The sequence below is a fragment of the Colwellia sp. KS18-150 genome (assembly GCF_057551365.1).
In genome coordinates this window covers 1-22,315 of record NZ_BAAJMC010000032.1, presented here as the reverse complement: position 1 = coordinate 22,315, position 22,315 = coordinate 1, and the positions used below count along the sequence as shown (strand labels likewise).

Genomic DNA, 22,315 nt, shown 5'->3' with positions numbered 1-22,315 from the left:
CTTAAAATAGAATAGTTATTTAAAATTAATTTCAAAACATGTTGAGGATAGTTCATGAAATCTCGTACACAACTAGCTAGCTGGCAAATACTTCTAGAGTCTGTTAACAGTATAAAAAATACCCATATGAATGATTTGTTTTCTGAGGACTCGGAGCGTTTTGACACATTCTCTATTCAATTACCTGCTTTCTTGTTAGATTTTTCTAAAAACCTCATAACTAAAGAGATTTTTAATAATTTAATAGACTTAGCTAAAGAATGTGACCTAGAAGCATGGCGTGAGAAGATGTTTAGTGGAGAATTCATTAATAAAACAGAAAATAGAGCTGTACTGCATACTGCGTTAAGGAATCGAACTTCGTCTCCTCTAATAGTTGAAGGTCAAAATATTACCGCCCAAGTTGAAAGTGCTCTTGTAAAAATGAAAACCTTCACTGAACAAGTTCGTCAAGGAAAATGGTTAGGATATTCAGGTAAACGTATTACAGATATTGTAAGTATTGGTGTCGGCGGCTCAAACCTTGGCCCTCAAATGGTAACCGAAGCCTTGAAAACATATAGTGATAGCAGTTTAAAAGTGCACTATGTTTCAAATGTTGACGGCACTCAAATTGCCGATGTACTTAGGCCATTAAACCCTGAAAACGTTTTATTCATAATATCCAGTAAAACATTTACTACTACCGAAACTATGACAAACGCTCGCACTGCGGTAAAGTGGCTAACGTCTTCTTCTTTTGACGATAAAGCTGTAGCAAAACATTTTGTTGCCGTCAGTGCAAATAAAGAAAATGCTACCTCTTTTGGTATTGATGAAGATAATATTTTTGATATGTGGGATTGGGTAGGTGGTCGATTCTCCTTATGGTCGGCCATTGGTTTACCTATTGCTTTAGATTTAGGTTTTGAGAAGTTTATTGAGTTATTAGAGGGAGCTCATGAGATCGACAACCACTTTTGTGATGCTCCACTAAATCAAAATGCGCCAGTTATCTTAGCTTTACTTAGTGTATGGAACTGCACATTTTTAGGTTCACAATCACAAGCAATTCTACCTTATGATCAATCTTTACACATGCTTTCAGCTTATATGCAACAAGCTGAAATGGAGAGTAATGGTAAGTCTGTAACATGGGATGGTAGTGAAATTGACTATCCAACTGTACCAACTATTTGGGGTGAAGTAGGTATAAATGGTCAACATGCTTTTTACCAATACTTACATCAAAGCAACAATATAGTCCCTGCTGATTTTATTGGGTCCGTTCAGAGTCTTACTCCTGTAAAAGGACACCATCAGACCTTAATTGCTAACTATTTCGCTCAAACACAAGCCTTAATGCAAGGAGTAAACGAGGATCAAGTTCGAGCTGATTTGAAAGCTAAAGGAAGACAATCTGATTACATTGACAAAGTAGCTCCACATAAAGTTCATAAGGGAAACCGTCCTACAAACAGCATATTAATGAAACAAATTTCACCTAGAACTATTGGCAGTTTAATTGCTTTGTACGAACACAAAATTTTTGTTCAAGGTATTATTTTACAAATATGTTCATTTGATCAATGGGGTGTTGAGTTAGGAAAAAGTTTAGCTAATAAAATTGAGACAGAGCTTGAATCAACTGAGATAAATGAGTCACTTGATAGCTCAACAGCCGGTTTAATTAATTTCTATAAACATAATTTATAAAGAATTCTAAATGTTTGATTCATAGAGATCGTTTCAATTTTGCGATCTCTAAATCATGCCTGCAGTTTGATAGCTGAATTCGTCATTATTAGCTGGATAAAAACCTTGTACCTCGTCAGTAAAAGATATTTTTTCACTTACTTCAAAGGATTTCTCCATTGTTTTTTTACCATTATGACTGTTTTAAAGGTGTTTCCAATTGTAATACTGCTGCATTCAGCAAGAAGCTCATGAAGTTTGCTAGATTTTATATTAACTGTGGTAAGAACTCAGTTTATCTGTTTATTGTGATCCCTCAACTTTATCATTTCAGTGAGGAGATGCCGGTTTATTTGGACTAAAGTTTATTCTATACAGCATAAATTTTTCTGTACTTTTTTGCGAAACTTCAGCACCACGAACAGTTTGAAATTTCTGAATAGGAAATGGCATTTCTTCGATAGTTTCTTCAACAAAATTAAGAGCATTGACGGCGACTCTACGCTTACACAGCCTTAAAGATTGCAATCATCAATTGATGTGTACTTATAGCTTCTACTTTATTGGTATCCATTTGAACTCTATCATCAAGAATAAGTTTGGAAAACCGTTTAAATTCTGATTTTTTTCGGTAAATTATTAAAGGCAAACTAGCGCTAAATTTTGTGTATATTGATAAAGTTAAATTCACTTTAATTTTTGCTGTATTTTCTTATTCATAACAGCTAAGTATAGGAAGGATGTCTCCGAATAACACATTGACACAACATTATCATTACAACTAATAGATGCGCTGTATGAGGAAAACTCAGTTTTACCATGGTGGTACTTTCAATGTAGGTCTTGGAATTATGTTCCAAAGGGAGCGTGCTCAAATTATATACAAAACTTCCTTCTATAAGAGTCTTATCCAGAAAAGCATTATAACATAATCGCTAAAATATGAAAAACATAACGTAAAGTTGCTGCACTATATTTTTCAGCAACGTTATTTTTATCTTTCATTGACTCAATATAGCTTTTTTTAGGGTAATCAAGGTATAAACTCATTCGCCCTTCAGGAAATACACCTTGTTTCTTTAAGCTTTTTTGTTTAATTATGATTGGAATTCCTTGACTGATATCACGCCAGTCTTTAATTTGGGTTTTCTTATCATACTTGTCATGCTCAATTACCTCGAGGTAAAGTGACCATCGCTTTTTAGGAAAGATATTCACTATAAACGCCATAAAGTATTCAAATTGCTTCCGTTGCTTAAATTGAATAGCCGATGATGAGCGAGTTGTATTATTTATAAAGTAATCAACACACCATAAAATATGTTGTTTATTTTCATGATAATTACTTTTTAACTTCTTTATAGCCATTCCTGCATCGGTTAACTCTATTTTAGTTTGGGGCTTTTGAGGACATAACTGCAATAGCCGTTTTTCTACAGTATTATATTCTTTAAATAACCGAGACTTTCCCTTTGAGGTTGTTATCTTAGCAAGTTCTTTTGCTTTTTCTATCCACCTTTGAATAACAACTTCTCTTATTTGATACTCATGCACCAATTCGCTAATACTTACACCTTTTTCCGCTTGTTTTAATACACTAAGACAATCTTTATAATCAATCTTACGTGCTAAAAACTCACTATCGTCATAATTTAATATATTATTTTTCTTAGATATTTTTAATTTTTGGCAAAATGGTGATATTTCATCAATAAGTTTAGGAAATAATTTATTTATAGGTATGTTTTCTGGTGATAATTGTTCCTTTTTACATAACCTTGTTAAAAAGTTACTTGATATACCGCTAACAGACTTAATATCACTTATTGAAAAATTTACCTCAGCACGATTAAGTCGCTCAAATAGTATCCTATCAGCAAAATGAAGATAATTTGAAAACGTGGTTTCTGGTGTTGAATGCCCTGCAATTCCGGCTAACACCCAATAATTATCTCTAGGTGCTGAATTATTGTTACCGGGTAAAAGCATCTGTTGTATTGCGCTAATTTGCTCAGGCTTATATTTGCAAATTTCTTTCAACACCTTACCTTGCCTTTCAATAATAAGGTGTAACCTTGATAATGCAGAGTGTCTAAGGTGATGAAAGGTAAGTGGTAACCCTGTTAACGCTTTTAAGATACTTGAAATTAATCCTCCTATATGGCTACCATCATATGGTAAAGTAGGCGTTGTACTCATTGAAAATAACAAGCTTTGTGGGCTTTTTGTTACGAGTTTTTTCCTTTCTTTAAAGTATTGGCTGAACAGGTTATTTTCATCTTGCGTTAAAAGTACCCTAATAGGAATTTTTCTTAGTGAGCTACTTGTTTTGTTATTATCAAACATGTTTTCTCGAACATATAACCATTGTTGCGCAGAATCTTCTATATTCTTTATTTGTAGCTTTAATAGCTCTCCTCTTCGTAAACCAAGTCGATATGCCAAAATAACAATACATACAACACCTTGAGCTTCTAGATGGTCTAAGCCTATTACTTGTTTTAGTGCTTCACATAATTTAAGAAAAGCAGCTTCTGAGATAAAACCCGCCCTAACAAAGTTTTGCCTTTTTCCTTTAGACAAGGCTTGATTATTCGTTAGTATTGGAAAATCAAATTCTTTAACGCCATAAGCATGTAAGTCATTTAAAAGCGTGATTTTATCTTGCCGACTCTGCTCTGTATGCGTTGAATCAATCATAATTTTATATAGCTCTTCAAAACTCTCTTCATCTAAATAAGCAAATCTAATCTCATGCATATACGTTAACCATAACGTACCTATTTTGGAGAAGTACGTATTAGCAGTTGAAACCCTAACCTTTCTTTCTTCAAATAAATAAATCAACCATCGAACCATAAATATCATAGCCTCAGGAAAGTTTGATAAATCAATATTTTTTAAAGACTTTAGCGCTATATCAGGAGTGTTTTTAGTCCCGTTATCAAGTTTTTTTCTTAGCGACGCCCTGATAAGTTCAAGCTTTTCTTCAAACTTACAATCCACTTTATTGCTCCCTTGGCTTTTATTTCTTACTTTATTAGTGCCAAGCTCAAATTTTTTAAAGTCCACCCTGCCTACTTTATTTATCGTAGGATTTAATATTGCTTGTTGATAATGAGGTGTCAGGGATGCACATGCTACCTTTCCGCTTGCGTACTCCACTATGGTATTAGGTAAATCAACACCTGAATGATTTTCTAAAACGCCCCCAGCGGCCTGACAAAACACCTTAAAATTACTAGGCACCTCGACATTAGCCATTTTTTTCATATATTGTTGGATTAGAGCCCAACATTCTTTTTGATCTAACTTTATGGTTTGAAAGCCATGTGTTTTTTTTATTTGTAAAAAGTGATTTATCCAAGCAAATGATACTGAGTCAGGGTACCAACGTCTCAAAGTTAATGACGATTTGTTATCATCTAATCTATAATTTGCATCTTGTGAAGCAGATTGAAATATCAAATCAGACCAAACTAAATCGTTAAAATTAACGAATGGTTTATCTTCTTGAGCTAGTTGATTAGCTAAAGCTACAAGTGCTTCAGGGATACATAAACCACCAAAAAGTGCTGCCGATATTAACGATGATGTCAGCAAATATTCAGATGAAGATGAGTCACATTGTCCCATGGCGTAAGTTAAGTTTTTACACCAATGATATTTCCACTCATTAAGCATTCTAACGTTATTAAACCAGCTTCGATTTCTTAATATTGCTCCTCTTTTGGCTTGAATAACGTAAGGTGGTACGGGTAAATAGTACTTCCCTAGCCTATTTCCTTCATTTATATAAGTAGATAAACAGTTTCTAGCTATTCGATAATCATCAAGTTGATTATATTTTTCCTTAAGCTTTTTAATTAACGCTTGGATTTGTAATTCATATATTGACTCATTAATTGGCGCATTTTTCAGCTCGGTAAGATATTCACAAATTAATGTATCGACTTCATCATTTATTATGTTATAACGTTTTTTTCTGGCTAGAGCACGCTTGGATTTCCGCTCATTAGAGCCAAATCCTTGAAGATTATTGCCCATAATGGCCTCTAAGTCCTTCAACGGCTTTAATATTCAGATCATCAGTTAAAAGTGTATTTATAGTGCTTGCGACAGATCGTAAATCAGACATAGATAATGCTGAGAACTTTGACATATCAGTGCTACCGATACCATTGTGCCCCATCCATAGATCAACAATTTGTCCTGAAACACCGCGTTTTCTCAACGCAGTTCGCATGAAATGACGATGCCAATTCAACGCTAGTGGAAAGATTGAGTTAAGTTTGTATTGTAAATTTGTAGGTATTACGGGGTTGATTTTATCTTCATCAATGAAAAAGAATAAAGAGTGTCTACCCATTTTTGCACCAATAATTTTCCCCTTAAGTTCAGGAGATATATTAGAAAACTTTAGAGAAATAGAGTCTAAATGCGATAAATATTTCTTTATTTGCTCACGAGCAACATCAGGTAAAAATAGGACTCTTGTCGATAATGTACTTCTAGATTCTTTATCACAGAGATATACAGTGCCAGCACGAATATCAAATATATCAGCGCTCTCGTAAGGATTTTTAACGGGTCTATGACCTAACGCTAAATTTAATAGTAACAGTGTGTGTATTGTATATAAGTTATGAAACTCATTTAGATCGTATTTTGTACTATCTAACTCCTCTTTTAGCTTAGAAAAAAGCATACAAACATATTGAGATTTCACCTGTAATTTACTGCCTACATAATCTACTTCCTGCACTTTAGAGTCCAATTTATCGTTGCAGATTTCATCTTGCTTCTCTGTCACTTCAATAATATCTCCGTATTCTTTACCTGCGGCCTGATACAAGTAAATTAAGTATTTTTGATGCAGTAAAAGTAAACGTTCACTAGATACTTGATAATAATATGAGCCTGCAACTTGTTTAGGCTCCCAGCCTAAAATCATCGCGGTTTCTACACTATCTGCTCCATGTTGTTGCAAAAAAGTAGCTAAAAAATTAGCAATACGTGCCTGTGTTATCCTGCAGCCATGCTTCTTATTCAGTTGCGTTATTTTGCTTGATATATTTTGTTTCAAGCTCTGTAAGTCAGTGTTTTTATAATTTCTTTGTTGCAGGTAATCACTCAGCGCTTTTGGCAAAGATAGCTGTACACTCCCTGTTGAAGGGGTAATTAATTTTAATCTTTTCTTCGGTTGTTTATGCTCGGGTAAAACGGGTTCAAAAACTACTGCCAATCTATTATTAAAAGGCGGGGTTTCAATTTTTTCAAGATGGAAGTCAGGGCTAAAAATTTGTTCTAATGAACGCCCAGTGATTAAAGACAAGAAGATATAATTAGCTTCTACTGATGATACATTCTCCTCAAAACAGTACTTTACTAACACAAATACTTCATAGGATGTAAGTTGATTTACATCACTAGTGAGATATTTTTCCCTTCTCAATATATGATTAATTGATGCATTAGCTAAAATATTTTGCTTAGTTAATGATTTTTTAACATCGCTTGGTGCAGCTAAATCTACAGAAAAAAGTCTTGCTACAAGGGTTTGCTCAGCCTCTCTTTCAAGAAAATTATAATCATATTTAGTACTATCAAAAGAGGCTTGACCTATTTCAATTACATCCTCCTCTCCCTCTTCTGGAGCAAATTTTGATGGTTTAATTGTAATTTCAGGATCTTCATGCTCTCTCGTCCCTCCTCCTTTATTTCGTTTCTTATACTCTTTTTTATTGAGTTTATAATCTGAAAACAAGCGTATAAGATTTCCGATTCTCGTTATATTTGATTCACCTTGTTCAAAACTTTCTTTTAACTTGACTAGTTCTTCGATTAAATTTTCCAGCTCAATATCAAAGCTGGGCATGGTTGCAACCAGCATTTTATTGTGAAAATTGATAAACTGCCGACAGCTAGTCATAACCCTTATGATGATATCTTTGTAATTTTTTTGAGTATAAAAATGATGGCATATAATCAATACTCTAGCCTGTAACAAGCACCAATTATCAAAATATCTATAAGGTCCTGGAGGAAATTTAGTTAAAAATGCTTGTACTGGATGTAATCCAACCTCTTTTGATTTTGTGATTTTATCTGATATTTTTATTAACTCTTTTCGTAATTCAAAGACAGAAACACCGGTAATATCATCTAGCTTCAGTGTTAATATTTCATTAGTTTCATTATCTGTTTTCAGCTGGTATATTCGAATTATTGCTGCCACATACTCATTTAAGACATCTATTTCTTTCTCTGTTAACTGAAGGCTTCTTGGCATATCTTTAGCTTTCAACGAGTAAAAATCTTGTAAAGACACCTTAATTCTCCGCAGTTAATTCATCGAATATTGATCTTTTTATTGTAACCTTAGAAGGAATATTTTTAATTTGAGCACTTAAAACCTTGTTCGATTCATTTGATAATTTTTGAATTATTTTAGATGAAGACCATGAGTAATGTTCACCCAATAAGGTTTTTCTTAAATCTTTAGGTACATGCTGCATGGCTTTAGACAGTTGTGCTAACCCAGTATTTCGATGCATGCTTTTGAATTCACATGCCAATAAATAAGACCATGATGCTTGCTCAATATATGCTAAATCATCCTCGTTATGTAATATAACCCGCACTTCTTTTATGTTTTTTTCACGACAAATTAACAGCCAGAACCAGCCAGAAAAGAACTTATATTGAATTACTTTCTTATTACTTTCCATATCAACAAATTGCTTTTGCACAGCATGTATCGGCTCTAAATCTTGAAATTGTTGAATCGTTTCTGTGGGTAATTTACTTAACTGTTTACGATATTGGTAATAAGATTTTTCACTTAATTTATAAGACTCAACTGCTCTCCTGTGACAAGATAAATGCGACTTAAGGAGCGATATATTTTTAATGGTAACCTTTTTGTTATTACTCATATGCTCCTCTCAAGCCAAATCTAAACAGTAGATAAATAATAAGCTACAAATGGGCAAGGGTCAAAAGCAGCCTAAACGGAGTTCTTTTGAATAAAACTTATGAGACAAAATAAATTAAAGTGAAGGTAAAAATTGTTCTCAAATGGCTTTATATGAACATCATAAAATTTGTAATATATTAAATATATTCATATAATTAGCTAATAAAAACCATTTATGACATTTAACAACTAACAAGGGTGGTGCACTTACAAGGCGGGGGTCACTGGTTCAAGCCCAGTATCGTCCACCATCATCAACATCCTAGAACACTCTGTATTGATATCATTTCTGATATATATGGACGATTAGCTCAGTTGGGAGAGCACCGCCCTTACAAGGCGGGGGTCACTGGTTCAAGCCCAGTATCGTCCACCATCTTCTTTCCATTTAGAAGTAAAACTACAATGGACGATTAGCTCAGTTGGGAGAGCACCGCCCTTACAAGGCGGGGGTCACTGGTTCAAGCCCAGTATCGTCCACCAATTCTTTGTTTTTATTACAAATTAAAATTTAACTTTTTCCCTAATTTTTACCCTTAAAGTGTAAAGGTCGTAATTTCGAATAAATTACAAACTTAAAACCACAATAATTCCTCCTCTTTTTTTTGCGATTTTTCGACTTAAAAAAACCTCATTTTCAACAGATTTTTTTTATCTGTGACAAGAATGTGACAAATTAGTGACAGTTTTGAAAATCAGCATTTTTGATGTCTTTTGCTAATGACCTTTTCCTTGATTCTGTCACATAACCAAAACTAAGATGAAGATTAAGTACTATTACTAACCGATTAAAGTTACTCTGCCTACAGTTCAATTACTTCTATTTCAACCATCATCACATTGTAATGCTCAATAAACCCTGTTTTCTCAAAAACTAATTTGAACTTTCAATAAAACGAATGAGGTCAACTTCACCAAAATCTAAAATATTAATAGCATTGGAGTGACATTATCGACTCACTTATCGGTTTAAAGTTTTAAACTCAGTACGCTCACTTTCTAACTCGGTAAGCTTTATGATTGCTTGTCTGACTTATAGACAAATGAAAAATAATACTCAAATATATCTCGCATCATATTAGACAATAAATTGCCTTTAAGATTGGTAATCATTTTGAATATTATGTTTCTCTAATAAATTGATTCGGCTTTATTGGCTTTTAGTAAAGCGATATAAACTGTATTTGTTATTAAAGCTTTTTGTGGGAGCAGCTTTAACATCTCGTGATAAAAATAAAGGTTATGAGTTAATATAGAAACTTGAGCATATTCTGATGGCTTAAGTATTCGCTGATATATTAATGAAGTTACCTCATAAATGTTGTTATGAGGTAAACTTGATATTGGACCGGCTATTACAATTATTTTTTAACTTCCAACAATTCACCTATATCACAATCAAGGTAAACACATAGCTTTTCTAATACTTCAAACTCAACCCTTATAGCTGTCTCTTGGTATAAGCGAGTAATTGTACCTCGGTTAATATCTACCTCTTTAGCTACATCAGAAATTTTTAATTTTTTCTCCCCCATGATGCGGGATAAGTGACATTTTATCATCTTCTAAAACCTTTTATTACCTACAGGAGAATAAAAAGACTTGCAAAAGATTATTTAGCAGGTTATATTATTCTACAGGAGGTCATTTAAACCTTCTACTATTGATTTTTCATTATAGAGGATTATTAGCATGACTCAAACATTTTTAACCACATCAGAGTTATCAAAACTCATTAAGTACGACAGTCGCACTATTCGTGATCGCTTAAAAGATTCGGTATTGCTTGAAGGAGTCCACTACATACGCCCTTTTGGTGGTCGAAAAATCTTATATATCTGGGAAGCAATTCAAAAGGATATTGGCAAAAAATCGACCAATACGTTTGAAATTCCAATGGCAAATGGAGGAATCGCTCATGGGGCATATTAGAGTAAGAAAAGAAACAGGCAAGTTGTACTTTGATTTTAAGTATAAAAACCTGCGCTGTAGAGAACAAACAGCATTAAATGATAACCAAACTAACCGGAAAAAATTAAAAGGTTTACTAACTCAAATTGAGGCACTCATTCTGGTGAACCAATTTGATTATGCTAAACAGTTTCCTGATAGCAAAATGCTGTCAAAACTCGAAAAGTCGCATAAAACGATGATTCAAGTGACAAACGGCACGCCAAACTTTGAGGACTTTGCCAATACTTGGTTTGATGAAATGCAAGCAAGTTGGCGTATCAGCTACAAAGAAAAAGTACGTCATATTTTAGATAACCGGATACTGCCAAGGTTTGAAAAAGAAGATGTCGGCCAAATCACCAAAGCAGATTTAATGCAGTTTCGCGCACAGCTCGCCAAAGTCACGCGCAAAAACGGCAATCCTATTTCTGCAGGCCACATTAATAAGCATATGAAAATCTTAAGAATGATTTTGAATGAAGCAGCCGACCGTTATGATTTTACAACACCTTATCGCAATATTAAACCGCTTAAGGTACCTAAAACAGACATTGCACCATTCACGCTTGAAGAGGTTAATTTAATCCTGACCACTGTACGTGCAGATTTTGTTAACTATTTCTTATTGCGTTTCTTTACTGGTATGAGAACAGGAGAAATCAATGGTCTTAAGTGGCAATACGTAGATTTTGAGAACCGGCTTATTTTAATTCGGGAGTGTCTACTTAACGGTAGAACTGAGTATACAAAAAATGATGGTAGTTACCGTGAAATTCAAATGTCACAACCGGTATTTGATGCCCTACGTAAACAAATGCTAATAACAGGTGATTACGACTATGTTTTTGCTAACAAGAATGGTCAGCCACTTGATAATAACAATGTTGCTAAGCGTGTTTGGCACCCTCTACTTCGAAACTTGGGTTTAGAGCCTCGTTCTCCCTACCAGTCACGTCATACCAGCGCTACGCTCTGGCTTGCATCAGGTGAATCCCCCGAATGGATTGCAAAACAGATGGGGCATTCAACCACAATGATGTTATTTAGGGTCTATTCACGCTTTGTGCCCAATCTAACACGCAATGACGGTAGTGCATTTGAAAATCTTCTTAAAAAGAATCTTCCAGGAGTAAATCATGACTAATTCACCTTATACCCAATTAATGCCAGCAACTGTAGAACAATCTATTCAACCTTTATTGACTGAGGTAAGTTCTTTTAAACGCTTTAAAGGTGCATACAATCTTGTTGGAAGTACTGAGCGTATTGATAAATCAGGTAAAGCCTATTGGATAATCAAGCTTTCAGACATCAGTACCAGTATTAATGTCTACTGCTTTAATATGAATGAGTTCGTTGAGCAGTTAACAATTAACTCAATTGTTCATATTGAAGCAACCTTAAAGTATGTAGATGGCCATCAGTATGTTCGCTGCGCTTTTTTGCAATCACTTCCAGGTAGTGTGAGCAATCAGCTGCTAAGCATAAACTTACTGCCAAGTTGTTATTGCCCAGCACCTGAAACGCTATTAGCGCTTAAAACCTTGGTTGATAGTCTCTCCTCACGTCATTTAAGTCGATTTATATCGGATGTTTTAGTCAGTAGCGATGTTGGTATTAATTACCTTCAGTGTCCTGCAAGTCTGCGTCACCATCACAACTTTACGGGTGGCTTACTCGCCCACAGCGTTGATGTAGCCAAAACACTGTTAAGGGAGAATCAATTTAAAGGAATTGAGCGCGATATTGCCATTATCGCCGCACTAATTCATGACATAGGTAAAACAAAAACCTTGTCCGCAGATGGTCAAAGAACACATTTAGGGAGCTTAGTCGACCATGATGAATTAACGTTGGAAATATGTGCTAAAGCTTTTGCAAGGCTTGATAAATTTGAGCCTCAAAGTGCTTTACTACTTCGCCATATTCTTACCTGTGCAAGTCCTGGAAGTCGCTATGGCTATGAAGCAATAACAACTATTGCATCAAAGCTTCAGATAGCAGATAAAGCAAGTGCTGCAGCGCACTATACACCTACTTCACTTGCACAAATAGCTTAATCATAGGAGAAAAACTCATGACAAATACCAACTCACCTTTATCAAATCAAAAGAATACCGCCTTTTTGAGCAGTGTAATCAAAGTAAACAGTGAGAGTAACCCTGATGCACTGAGCAAGAAGCAATGGGCTTTGAAGTTTGAGGATACCCTACCTGGATGTTGGACACTGCAATACCAAACTGAGCTAAACAAACGCTACTCACATTATCTTGATGAGATAGAGGCTAGTGTGCAAGCAAGTCAACATGATATTGAACTCACTGATATCAAGAGCAAACTAAATGCAACGTTTTCTCAAATTCTACTTACGGTACAAGTAACCCCATTTATCAGTAACATTCAGCTTGTACTTAAAACAAGTGATGAAGATGAAGTGTCGCTTTGCTCGCTAAAAGAGATAGCACAGGAGTTTGATGATGAGTTAAATTTTAAGAATCAAAAGATTAATCTTGCGCAAGCATTGAACCAAAGAATTCCTGACTTTTGTTTACCTGCGGGTCAGCAACTGTTGTTGAGAGTATCTGGCGGTATTTTGCTCACTGACAACATTTTACTTGTAGCCAGCTACACATAGACTTACTCCCACATAGATATAGTGACAGAGATGTCACTGTGTCTCCCCTTCTCTATTTTCTTATTTCACCTATAGGTATTTCTCATGAGCCATTCAACTAAAAATCAATATGATTACTGTCACTTTAAACTATACGCGCAACTAGATAATTTAAAGCGCTTTGACATGATGACCTCAATCACTTCATTCTCATTGGCAACAGCTTGTTGTTATATCGATGATGAAAATCACTTACAAGATATCATTAGCTTTATGTCCTTTGAGCAGCAAAAAGGGTTCAAGTCACTTATTAGTACAATACAAGAAATGCCACCTACTCCCGAGTTTGTGGTAGAAGTACAACAGATGATAATGAGCGTTTTCAAAAATTTCGAAGTAACCATATCAGTATTAGCAACCGTCTCAGATATTTTGGGTGTTATCTTCAGTGATAGCTTAACTGGACAGAAAGAGAGTAAAAATAAGTTTGAAGAGAATAGTGGTAAACAACCTGAGTTAACCCCTATTTTTTCCAAAGAAAGACTAGCGATTGAAATGAAACACAGAAGACCGAAGGACATGCCAAAACTTAAGGAGCTTAAAGCATTAGGACCAAACAAAACACTATATTATTCAGAACGTAAAACGATTAAATCGTTATCATCGCTAGCGACATCATTCCCTAACTTTCAATCTGTGATTGCCCAAGTAAATGCTGCCTGCCAAGTAAGTTTATTAACAAAAACGCCATTATCATTACCCGTCATTAATTTGCAAGGCTATCCCGGTATTGGTAAAACGCAATTTGTTAATTCCCTTGCAAAAACATTAGCGTTAGAGTTTTTTACCATTAATGCTGCCGCCATGACTGGTCGATTTGAGCTATGTGGTGGTAACCCTCAATATGGCGATGCTGATTTGGGGGCGATAGGCAGAATTATGTGCTTTGAGGCAAAGTCAGCATCGCCCATTATACTCATTGATGAGTTATGTATGGCTAAAGATAATCATCAAGAAAGTATTATTCAGCCACTGTATTCCTTTTTTGAACGAGAGCAGCGTAAGTGCTTTAAAGAAAACTTCTTGAACATTGAGTTAGATTTATCTGGCGCTATTATTTTTACCACCACCAATGATTTTGAATCACTAAAGCCGGCACTAAAGTCTCGTGTAGTGAATATAGAAATTGAAGCACCTACGCCAAAACAAATGCAAGCAATAGTCCAGAGCATATATGAACAGTGTTTAGCTGACATGAAGCTTGAAAGTTATTTCTCTAGTAAGTTATCAACTAAATTACTTTCAGCCCTTTGCCACCTACCACCCAGAAATGTTTCTGAACAATTAAGGCTAGCCATCGGCAAAGCATGTGTTCAGGCTAACGAAAAAGATCTGGTGATTTTAAAGTTAAGTGATTTAAATATGTTAGATAATGAGAATAAGGTAAACCAAAACCAACCTAATACCGTCCACTAAAAAACTAGATTGAAGATTAAAAGGCTCAGTTGCAATAAAAAGTTGTTTCTGAGCCTTTTTGTAAGCTTCACTACGATCAATCTCTTACAATCATCATATAACTCTACCCTATAATCTAAGTCAATTTAAATAACTTTTCATAATAGCCAAAGTCTCATTAGAAAATTAATTTTTGAATAGATTCTCTATGGCGGTTTCGCCCCCAAACCGAGATATAACTTAGGATCATTTTTACAACAAAGTCGACTATTTTCTAAACGAAAAAATGACCTCAGAGCGGGCTGCTAAGATACGAATATAGGCATTAGCCTTGGCTTATTTAAGGACACATCAAGGCAGGATGTATCTGGCAGTGGTTATGGATTTACATTCTCGCCGTATTATTGGCTGGGCTTTGAATAAGGGTATGACGGTTGATTTGACAATAAGAGCGATGCAATTGACAATTAACTTACGACTGTCAAAAAAAGCGGGCTAATCGAATCACGCCATCAATGAGTGGTTGTTAGGCTTGCTTAGATAATACTGTTGTTGAAAGGTTCTTCGGTAGTTTGAAAAATGAATGGCTGTTAAATATTTATCATTTAACCAGGGAAAGCATGACGAACGATGTTGAAAATACATCAAATACTATAACTCGGTTCGTCTATATACGACGTTAAATGATGTGTCGCCGATCGAGTTTGAAAATGTAAGGAAAAAGTGTGCGGCATAGCTTGACCAGATCAGAAATTTGAAAGGCTCTTAAACATAAGCAGTAATACTTTAGCTATCATTTGCAAAGCCTAACAAATGATAACTTAATTGATCCACTGTTTACATTTTGACGCGAGCTCGGAAATTTCGTTCTCCTCCATTCTAAAAATAGAAATTTCATCTAACTTTTTTGCTCCAATATTTAGATAGAACTTAATTGCTGGGTCATTAGTTTTTAAAGCCCACCACTCAAAACGTGCACACTTTTGTTTCTCTGCAAGTTTCGATAAATAGCTAAGCGCCATTTTACCAATATTTTGCCCTTGGAATTCAGGTTGAACATACAAATCATCGAGGTGCAATCCTCGCCGACCAGTAGCTGTAGAAAAGGTATAGTAAAAAACAGCAAAACCACAAGCCACTTTATTTGCGTAAAAGATGATAGCTTCTGCATCGGGAGTTGATTTAAACAGATTACTTTCAATATCTACTTTAGAAACCGACAATTCAAATGGAAAATTTTCAGCAATTGCCAATTCCTTTATAAACTTCAACAATAATTCTGAGTCTTCAAATTTTGCAGGTAGAATTTCTAACATTTTTATTCCAAATTAGTTGTATACAGCATTATTCCTTAATACTCATCAGTTGTTCATATTAAATCGTTCATTCGAAATTAGACACATTGTTGATTCAATAAGTAGGTTGTATCAAAGTAAACAAAAGGCTGAATATTCTAACCTTTAAATAAATTTAATTAGGTAAAAGCCTTTGAGGTCAAGACATATATCACCTATTTTTCATAGGTATTATTTAAGAGTCTGAGTTGTATTAAACGAGCCTCAACACCGTGACTAGCCTAATGCCTCGTCCAACATTTTTATTGTTATATCAATAGTTTTTATCGCATTATTATATATCATCGATTTCTCATCGATGATTCCAACGATTAAAACTAAAGAGTTATTTACACTATAATCATATAAAATTTCAGGATTGTGAACTTTAAAAGGTTGCCATTGAATTGCCTCAATTACCCAGTTTTTTACATTATGCATTGCTACTTCTCGATGAACATCTTCGAGGCGTTCAATAAACAAGTATTCACTTTCTAAATCTTGTAACTTTCTAATGATATGAAGATTACGTACATGCTTTATTTCACCGCTGTTGACTAAAGTGTGATAGACACTACTTTTTTGTCTGAAGTCTGAGAAATTTTTTATTTCTGTAATGATACGCCCTAATTTTTCAACTAATGCCCTATCACCACTATTTATAATGTCAATTGCATCAAGGAACCTTGATTTATACTTTTCACCGTACTCAATTTGAATAGATAGGTTTTGTCTATCCTCTTTAAGTTCGGCTCTCATACTTTGGTAATATTGACGTTCAAATTTTCTGTTATCCTGGTTTTTATCCCAGTTGTCAACTTGAACAGCAATCAAAATACCTACAGCAATTAAAGATATTTCACCTATGACATAAAATACATATCTAAATAGCTTGCCTTCATTTAACAAATTCAGCCTGATTCTTTTAAAAAACAACAACATTTATATAGGTCCGCTTAATGTATTATTCTAAATAATAGTACTACATAACCCTATTGAAACAATCACAACAGCGCAATCATTAATATCATATCTAGGTTAATAAGCCCTAGTGACTGAAGAGGTTAACTTTATACATTGACATATTTTCACTTTGCTCCCTCTGCTTGCAACAACCAACCGATAGCCTCTTCCCTAGAGAAAAAGGAACGCATGTTTTGATGTTTTTGACTTGGCGCAAACGTCAACAATACATCCAAAAAGACCTCAGACTTAACGACTACCGCCTTTGCAACTAGATTTTTTGTGTTTAACCACGCATTAAATTTCTCGACTTCAGCTAAAGCATCAGGAGTTGCGCCTTCAGAGTCTAAAAAATCAATTAATAACTTAAAGCCTCCAGATTGAAAACTTAAAATAGCTTCAGTAATACTGTCGTACATTTCAAGTGTTCCCTCGACATTAAAACTTCCAACTGCCTTAACAATAATCATGTCATTACATTTTTGAATACTGCTGTCTCCATGCTTTCTGTTCATTCTTTTTTCCTTGAAGTAATTATTTAAATCGCATCTAAGAGATAAAGCCTTCTATATAAATTGGGCACGAATTGATGTGTACCTTTTGTTTAGTAATACTCAAAGTGTAAAAAGAATTAATCAGCATGTTGTATAAAGGGCTATATTCCATGTGAATAGGAACTTGGATTGCGATGGTTGCAGGCTAGCGCCGGACTATTAACTTCACCAATTCAATTAATAAAAAAGTAAATAATAACTTGAGCTAATACAGATAATTATTGCTTGTTCTTTAAAACACCACAGCGCTAGAACAGTAACCAAGAGCTTATGGCTAAACTAACCAATAAAGTAGAACTCAATAAAATCAAATAGCTCGAAAGAGAGAATGTGTAACGGTCAACTCAATTTAGAGACTTGTTTAGGCACTTTTTAGTAATTTCATTTCATATTCTGCTGGTGATATATTTCCTAATTTATAATGTCGCCGTCTTTGATTATAAAACGGTTCAATATAATTAATAATATCAGCCATAGCTTCTCGTCTAGTTTGATAACGACGATAGTTCACTCGTTCTGATTTCAAGCTTCGGAAAAACGTTCAGTAACCGCATTGTCTAAACAGTTCCCTCGACGGCTCATACTGGAAATTAAGCCATACTCTTTCAATGAGCGTTGAAATGTCTCGCTCGTATATTATACACCCTGATCGCTATGGAATATGACATTATCATTTGACTGTCGTTTATTAGCTGCTAGCCGTAATGCTCTAGTTGTTAATTCGCTGATAGGCTTATCTGAGAACGCCCAACTGATCACTTTTCGTGAGCATAAATCCATAATAACCGCTAAGTACAAACAACCTTGCTGTGTGTGAATATAAGTGATGTCGCCAGACCACAAGGTATTTATGTGCTCAGGGTTAAATTGCCTATTTAAATGATTAGGGGCAATAATCGACGCTTTACCGCCTGATGGATAACGGTGTTGTTTAAGCCGTTTAGCGATAAGTTTCAATCGTTTCATCGATGTTCTAACTTTGTGAATGCCTAAGTCAAAGCCCACTGCTTGTAGCTCAATTAGCATTCTCCGCTTGCCATAAGTCGCATCCATATCAACGTAAACTGTCTTCATGGCTGCCTCAAGTTTTATTTGCTTAACATCAATGATTTTAGGCTTAGTTCGATAATAAAACGTACTCGGTGCGATAGATAAGCATCGACAAACTTGTTGAACATTACTTCCTGCCGTCTTCAGTTTTGCAGCTATTTGCTGCCGCTGTTCATGTCCATAGCGAAAAAGGCCGACGCTTTTTTAATAGTTAATTGTCACTTTTCAACTGTTTTACTTGTTTTTCAAGTTCCTGAATGCGTATTTGCTCTGGCGTTAATGCACTTGGTTTAGGAGTAATTCCTCGCTGCTCTTTCCGGTATTGAGTAACCCAACGTTGAATTGATGATAATCCAACATCCATCGCTGCGGCTGCATCTTTATGTTTATAGCCATGCACTACAACTAGTTCAGCACATTCACGTTTGTATTCTGATGATAATGTTTTCTTTGGCATTTTAACCTCGTTATATAAAATAATAATACCTCTAACGAAGTCTCTAGTTAAATTGTACCGTTACAAAACGAGCCTGAACTAACCCGGATGTTGTACAGAAAATGCAGAAGTTGAATCGTTTTTTCACTCATTAAAGGCGGACTTAATACTAGATAATAAGTTTGAAACGAGTCATAAATTACTTTGTAAATTAAAAGGGTATCTCAATTATTTTTACAATAGACAGAGGTCACATTCGAGTTTAGGATATAAAACACCTACTGAATTTGAATTAGCAGTTAATTGAAAAGTGGATGGTGTCCACTTTACCGGGTAAAGATCACAAAAAACAGTTGATAATATGATAACTGAATATAAACAATCTGAAATGATGAAAGCATTGGGATTAACTCGAAAACCCAAACTAGGGAACGTCTCTGATGAAGTCCAAGAATTGATGGTCCCAATTCCTAGGCACAGCGAAATGGAAGTGCTTGTAAAAATAATGGCATCTACACTCCATATTGATGATATTGCATTAGCTCAAGGTACAGCTTTAGGGAGGTTTCTCGGACCTAAAGAGGTTTCAAAGGAAAAGCCTTATGTTATGGGTTCCAGTTTTTCTGGAATTATTATCGATAAAGGAGAGAAGGTTACTGAATTTAATATTGGAGATGAAGTTATTGGCATTCCAAGCAAGATAGGAGAACATGGCTCATGGGCTACTTATCGATGTTTAGACAAAAAAAATATTAGATTAAAACCAAAAGAATTATCTCATGAAGAAGTTGTGCCCATGATTCTTGCCGGCTGTGTAGCTTACGGAATGATTCTGTATTCAAAAGTAAAGAAAGGAGACCATTGTTTAGTTATTGGTGCTTCTGGTGGCATTGGGAGTATGGTTGTCCAAATGCTAAAAGCTAAAGGAGCGGTTGTCACAGGTTTATGCAGTACGAGAAATATTGATGTTGTAAAGTCAAGTGGAGCTGATTTTGTCATTGACTACCAAAAAGAACGGTTCAGCGAAAATCTAACAACTAAGAATAAGCAAATGGATCTGGTTTTTGATTCTGTTGGTGGAAAAGAGTTGGAAATGGAATCATTAAAAGTACTACATAAAAATGGGAAGTTTCTAACTGTCTGTGGTCCGGTTCAATATATTGGTTCAGAAATACTGAGTTGGAGAAAAGTAATTGGTATGTTTTGGCATGTCATATATCGTTCAATGATATCTAAGCTACAAGGTCCCCTATATCAGTTTTCTGAAAAACTTCCCTCAGAGACAATTGATGAGATGTTGAGTTTTGTAATTAAAAACGACATCAAAATTCCTGTTGATGAAGTCATACATTTAAATCTCTCAGAACTTCAGGTTGCTCTTAAACGCCTGGCTTCACATAAAGTTACGGGTAGGATTATAATTGATATGAGTGAATAACTTTCTTAAAGAAGTGGCAATGTAAAAATACATAACAAGTGAATTGAAAGCATTTGAAGGGGACACTTTTTACAAAATTTAGTATTAGATTTGAAGAACATTGCTGTTAGTAAAATTTAGTGGAACGCTTCAAAACTCTTATTCAGATGTTACTGAATGTAGGCTTTTGGCACAGAGAAGTCATAAAATCAAATTAGTGAAATGTTTGGTTTCTTATCCTTTCTGACCTAATCAACTGTACGATTAGGTCAAATCTAAAATTGAAAAGTGTCAGATCAGATATGAGCTACTGCACTTTAAGTTATATTAAGTTTTTCAAAAAACTCGTCTTTATGGTTTCTTGATAGTTTTAATTTAACTCCGCTTTTTAAATAAATTGAATAGTCCCCCTTACTTAATGGTTCAGCTCGTAACACCTCCTCAATATTAATTACGTGAGAACGATGTATTCTGACAAATAATTCAGGGTTTAACTGGCTATAAACGGTTTTAAGTGCCTGCCTAGCAATGAAAGCGGTATCTTGAGTGCAAACTTTTACATAATTCCCTGATGTTTCAAACCACTGTATATCAGATGTTTTAACAACTTCAATTCCTTGTTCTGTTTTAAAAAGTAGCTTTTCAGGAAAATGGTTTTTCTCTCTATAATCTTGAACAAATTTGGGTAAATTATAATCAGAAATTGTATTTTTGTATTCTCTATATCGATTGAGCGTATTTGCTAATCTTCCTTTATCATAAGGCTTAAGCAAATAATCGACTGCATTCAATTCAAATGCTTTAATTGCATATTGATCAAATCCCGTGATAAACACAATACTTGAATTGCAATCAAACTGTAAGTTAGCAGCTACTGATATTCCGTCTAGTTTTGGCATTTGAATATCCAAAAAGACTAAAGATGGCTTATGTAATTCTATTTGCTCAAGTGCCTCAACCCCGTTAGAAGCTTCAGCTACAACATTAAAGTCTTGATGCTCTGTCAGGAAATAGACAAGCTTTTGCCTAGCGGCTGGTTCGTCATCAACTACTAAGACACTATGAATCACTTTCTCTTTAGATATGCTATTACTCATCATATATTCTTCTTCTTTACAATTTTTTCACATTCTTTCAAAAGGCAATATCAATTCAACAGTAATAATGCCTAGCTTGGGTTCATTTAGTGTTAATTTCCCTTTGTTACCGTAAAGGACATTAAGCCGTTTTTTTGTATTACTAAGGCCTATTCCATGTGAGCTTACCTCTGGTTCACTATCATGATATGTATTGGAGATCTCAATGTATAATTGACCATGTTTCTGTTTTGCAATTAACTCAACTTTAGTCGATTCATTTGACGGTTCAACTCCATACTTAACGGCATTTTCTAACAACGGCTGTAATACCATGGCGGGTATCTTGGCACACTTTACGTCAGGAGAAATATTGATATCTATAAGCATTTTATCTGCAAATCTTAGTTTAGCTATTTCTAAAAAAGACATCATGACTGCCATCTCCTCCTCAAGTTTTACCCAAGGTTCCTGCGATGTAAGTAATGAATAACGAAGTATGTCTCCAAGTCGAGCAACAATAGAGTCCGCCCTATCTGCACTTATATATATTGTACTAGATATTAAATTTAGTGTATTGAATAAGAAATGAGGATTTAATTGGTTCTTTAATGCATCTAGCTTTGCAATAACCAACTCTTCATTTAATTTAGCAACAGTTAATTGTTCATCTTGTACTGAGTTATAATAAATTCTCGAATAACTACTAAACATTATAGCCAAATACATAGGGATTGTTTTTGGAAATTCGAAAATATATCGCTCGAACAAATCCCCAAAATCATATAAAGAACCTATAAATAGCCAGTG

20 protein-coding genes, 2 tRNA genes and 2 pseudogenes are annotated in these 22,315 nt (G+C 34.8%); 11 read left to right on the top strand and 13 right to left on the bottom strand.

The window, feature by feature from the left end:
- The first annotated feature begins 54 nt into the window (after positions 1 to 54).
- On the top strand, positions 55 to 1,695 hold the full coding sequence (pgi, locus tag AC27IF_RS19615; RefSeq protein ID WP_487056044.1) for a glucose-6-phosphate isomerase: 1,641 nt from the start codon (positions 55 to 57) through the stop codon (positions 1,693 to 1,695).
- A gap of 900 nt (positions 1,696 to 2,595) precedes the next feature.
- On the opposite strand, the gene AC27IF_RS19610 is transcribed toward pgi, so the two are convergent.
- Genes AC27IF_RS19610 through AC27IF_RS19600 form a run of 3 tightly spaced genes read right to left on the bottom strand, consistent with a single transcriptional unit; the run spans position 2,596 to position 8,612 of the window.
- On the bottom strand, positions 2,596 to 5,721 hold the full coding sequence (locus AC27IF_RS19610) for a tyrosine-type recombinase/integrase (protein WP_487056043.1): 3,126 nt from the start codon (positions 5,719 to 5,721) through the stop codon (positions 2,596 to 2,598).
- Positions 5,711 to 8,005, bottom strand: a complete 2,295-nt coding sequence (locus AC27IF_RS19605; protein WP_487056042.1) for a site-specific integrase — start codon at positions 8,003 to 8,005, stop codon at positions 5,711 to 5,713. Before AC27IF_RS19605 ends, AC27IF_RS19610 begins: the two co-directional genes overlap by 11 nt.
- 1 nt (position 8,006) lies before the next feature.
- The gene (locus AC27IF_RS19600; protein WP_487056041.1) at positions 8,007 to 8,612 is read right to left on the bottom strand and encodes a hypothetical protein; all 606 of its coding nucleotides are present in this window, start codon (positions 8,610 to 8,612) and stop codon (positions 8,007 to 8,009) included.
- A 341-nt stretch (positions 8,613 to 8,953) separates the two neighbouring features.
- On the opposite strand from AC27IF_RS19600, the gene AC27IF_RS19595 reads away from it, so the two are divergent.
- Together AC27IF_RS19595 and AC27IF_RS19590 are read left to right on the top strand one after the other, a co-directional pair.
- Positions 8,954 to 9,029, top strand: a tRNA-Val gene (locus AC27IF_RS19595).
- A 31-nt stretch (positions 9,030 to 9,060) separates the two neighbouring features.
- A tRNA-Val gene (locus AC27IF_RS19590) sits at positions 9,061 to 9,136 on the top strand.
- 648 nt (positions 9,137 to 9,784) lie between these two features.
- Here AC27IF_RS19590 and AC27IF_RS19585 read toward each other — a convergent pair.
- Both AC27IF_RS19585 and AC27IF_RS19580 read right to left on the bottom strand, forming a co-directional pair.
- On the bottom strand, positions 9,785 to 9,973 hold the full coding sequence (locus AC27IF_RS19585) for a hypothetical protein (protein ID WP_487056049.1): 189 nt from the start codon (positions 9,971 to 9,973) through the stop codon (positions 9,785 to 9,787).
- 41 nt (positions 9,974 to 10,014) lie between these two features.
- Positions 10,015 to 10,215, bottom strand: coding sequence for a helix-turn-helix domain-containing protein (locus AC27IF_RS19580; protein ID WP_487056040.1), 201 nt, complete (start codon positions 10,213 to 10,215; stop codon positions 10,015 to 10,017).
- A gap of 130 nt (positions 10,216 to 10,345) precedes the next feature.
- On the opposite strand from AC27IF_RS19580, the gene AC27IF_RS19575 reads away from it, so the two are divergent.
- From AC27IF_RS19575 to AC27IF_RS19550, 6 genes and pseudogenes are all read left to right on the top strand, one after another.
- Entirely contained in the window at positions 10,346 to 10,585 is a 240-nt protein-coding gene (locus tag AC27IF_RS19575; protein ID WP_487056039.1) for a hypothetical protein, read from the top strand.
- On the top strand, positions 10,572 to 11,750 hold the full coding sequence (locus tag AC27IF_RS19570) for an Arm DNA-binding domain-containing protein (RefSeq protein WP_487056038.1): 1,179 nt from the start codon (positions 10,572 to 10,574) through the stop codon (positions 11,748 to 11,750). The genes AC27IF_RS19575 and AC27IF_RS19570 overlap by 14 nt, the downstream gene beginning before the upstream one ends.
- Entirely contained in the window at positions 11,743 to 12,666 is a 924-nt protein-coding gene (locus AC27IF_RS19565) for an HD domain-containing protein (RefSeq protein ID WP_487056037.1), read from the top strand. Before AC27IF_RS19570 ends, AC27IF_RS19565 begins: the two co-directional genes overlap by 8 nt.
- A 17-nt stretch (positions 12,667 to 12,683) precedes the next feature.
- Positions 12,684 to 13,241 carry a hypothetical protein gene (locus AC27IF_RS19560; protein WP_487056036.1) on the top strand — a complete coding sequence of 186 codons (558 nt, stop codon included), beginning with the start codon at positions 12,684 to 12,686 and terminating at the stop codon, positions 13,239 to 13,241.
- Positions 13,242 to 13,325: 84 nt separating this feature from the next.
- Positions 13,326 to 14,696 carry an AAA family ATPase gene (locus tag AC27IF_RS19555; RefSeq protein ID WP_487056035.1) on the top strand — a complete coding sequence of 457 codons (1,371 nt, stop codon included), beginning with the start codon at positions 13,326 to 13,328 and terminating at the stop codon, positions 14,694 to 14,696.
- A gap of 310 nt (positions 14,697 to 15,006) precedes the next feature.
- Positions 15,007 to 15,411, top strand: a pseudogene (locus tag AC27IF_RS19550) (IS3 family transposase); the annotation flags it as partial.
- An 85-nt stretch (positions 15,412 to 15,496) separates the two neighbouring features.
- Here the strand turns inward: AC27IF_RS19550 and AC27IF_RS19545 are convergent.
- The 6 genes from AC27IF_RS19545 to AC27IF_RS19520 form a co-directional block, all read right to left on the bottom strand.
- Complete coding sequence (locus AC27IF_RS19545; protein ID WP_487056034.1) at positions 15,497 to 15,991, bottom strand: GNAT family N-acetyltransferase; 495 nt, start codon at positions 15,989 to 15,991, stop codon at positions 15,497 to 15,499.
- Between the two features lie 255 nt (positions 15,992 to 16,246).
- Positions 16,247 to 16,918 carry a DUF6090 family protein gene (locus AC27IF_RS19540; protein WP_487056033.1) on the bottom strand — a complete coding sequence of 224 codons (672 nt, stop codon included), beginning with the start codon at positions 16,916 to 16,918 and terminating at the stop codon, positions 16,247 to 16,249.
- 179 nt (positions 16,919 to 17,097) lie between these two features.
- Complete coding sequence (locus AC27IF_RS19535) at positions 17,098 to 17,487, bottom strand: hypothetical protein (protein WP_487056032.1); 390 nt, start codon at positions 17,485 to 17,487, stop codon at positions 17,098 to 17,100.
- 400 nt (positions 17,488 to 17,887) lie between these two features.
- Complete coding sequence (locus AC27IF_RS19530; RefSeq protein ID WP_487056031.1) at positions 17,888 to 18,052, bottom strand: IS3 family transposase; 165 nt, start codon at positions 18,050 to 18,052, stop codon at positions 17,888 to 17,890.
- 110 nt (positions 18,053 to 18,162) lie between these two features.
- Positions 18,163 to 18,723, bottom strand: a complete 561-nt coding sequence (locus AC27IF_RS19525) for an IS3 family transposase (protein ID WP_487056048.1) — start codon at positions 18,721 to 18,723, stop codon at positions 18,163 to 18,165.
- A 64-nt stretch (positions 18,724 to 18,787) separates the two neighbouring features.
- Complete coding sequence (locus tag AC27IF_RS19520; protein ID WP_487056030.1) at positions 18,788 to 19,033, bottom strand: transposase; 246 nt, start codon at positions 19,031 to 19,033, stop codon at positions 18,788 to 18,790.
- An 82-nt stretch (positions 19,034 to 19,115) separates the two neighbouring features.
- On the opposite strand from AC27IF_RS19520, the pseudogene AC27IF_RS19515 reads away from it, so the two are divergent.
- Together AC27IF_RS19515 and AC27IF_RS19510 are read left to right on the top strand one after the other, a co-directional pair.
- Positions 19,116 to 19,319 (top strand): annotated as a pseudogene (locus AC27IF_RS19515) (integrase core domain-containing protein); the annotation flags it as partial.
- A 54-nt stretch (positions 19,320 to 19,373) separates the two neighbouring features.
- The gene (locus AC27IF_RS19510) at positions 19,374 to 20,450 is read left to right on the top strand and encodes an NAD(P)-dependent alcohol dehydrogenase (protein ID WP_487056029.1); all 1,077 of its coding nucleotides are present in this window, start codon (positions 19,374 to 19,376) and stop codon (positions 20,448 to 20,450) included.
- A 296-nt stretch (positions 20,451 to 20,746) separates the two neighbouring features.
- Here AC27IF_RS19510 and AC27IF_RS19505 read toward each other — a convergent pair whose 3' ends face one another.
- Together AC27IF_RS19505 and AC27IF_RS19500 are read right to left on the bottom strand one after the other, a co-directional pair.
- Positions 20,747 to 21,529 (bottom strand): LytR/AlgR family response regulator transcription factor, encoded by a 783-nt coding sequence (locus AC27IF_RS19505; RefSeq protein WP_487056028.1) that lies wholly within the window; start codon positions 21,527 to 21,529, stop codon positions 20,747 to 20,749.
- Between the two features lie 24 nt (positions 21,530 to 21,553).
- Positions 21,554 to 22,315 (bottom strand): sensor histidine kinase (locus tag AC27IF_RS19500; RefSeq protein ID WP_487056027.1); only part of this gene is annotated, 762 nt, incomplete at its 5' end.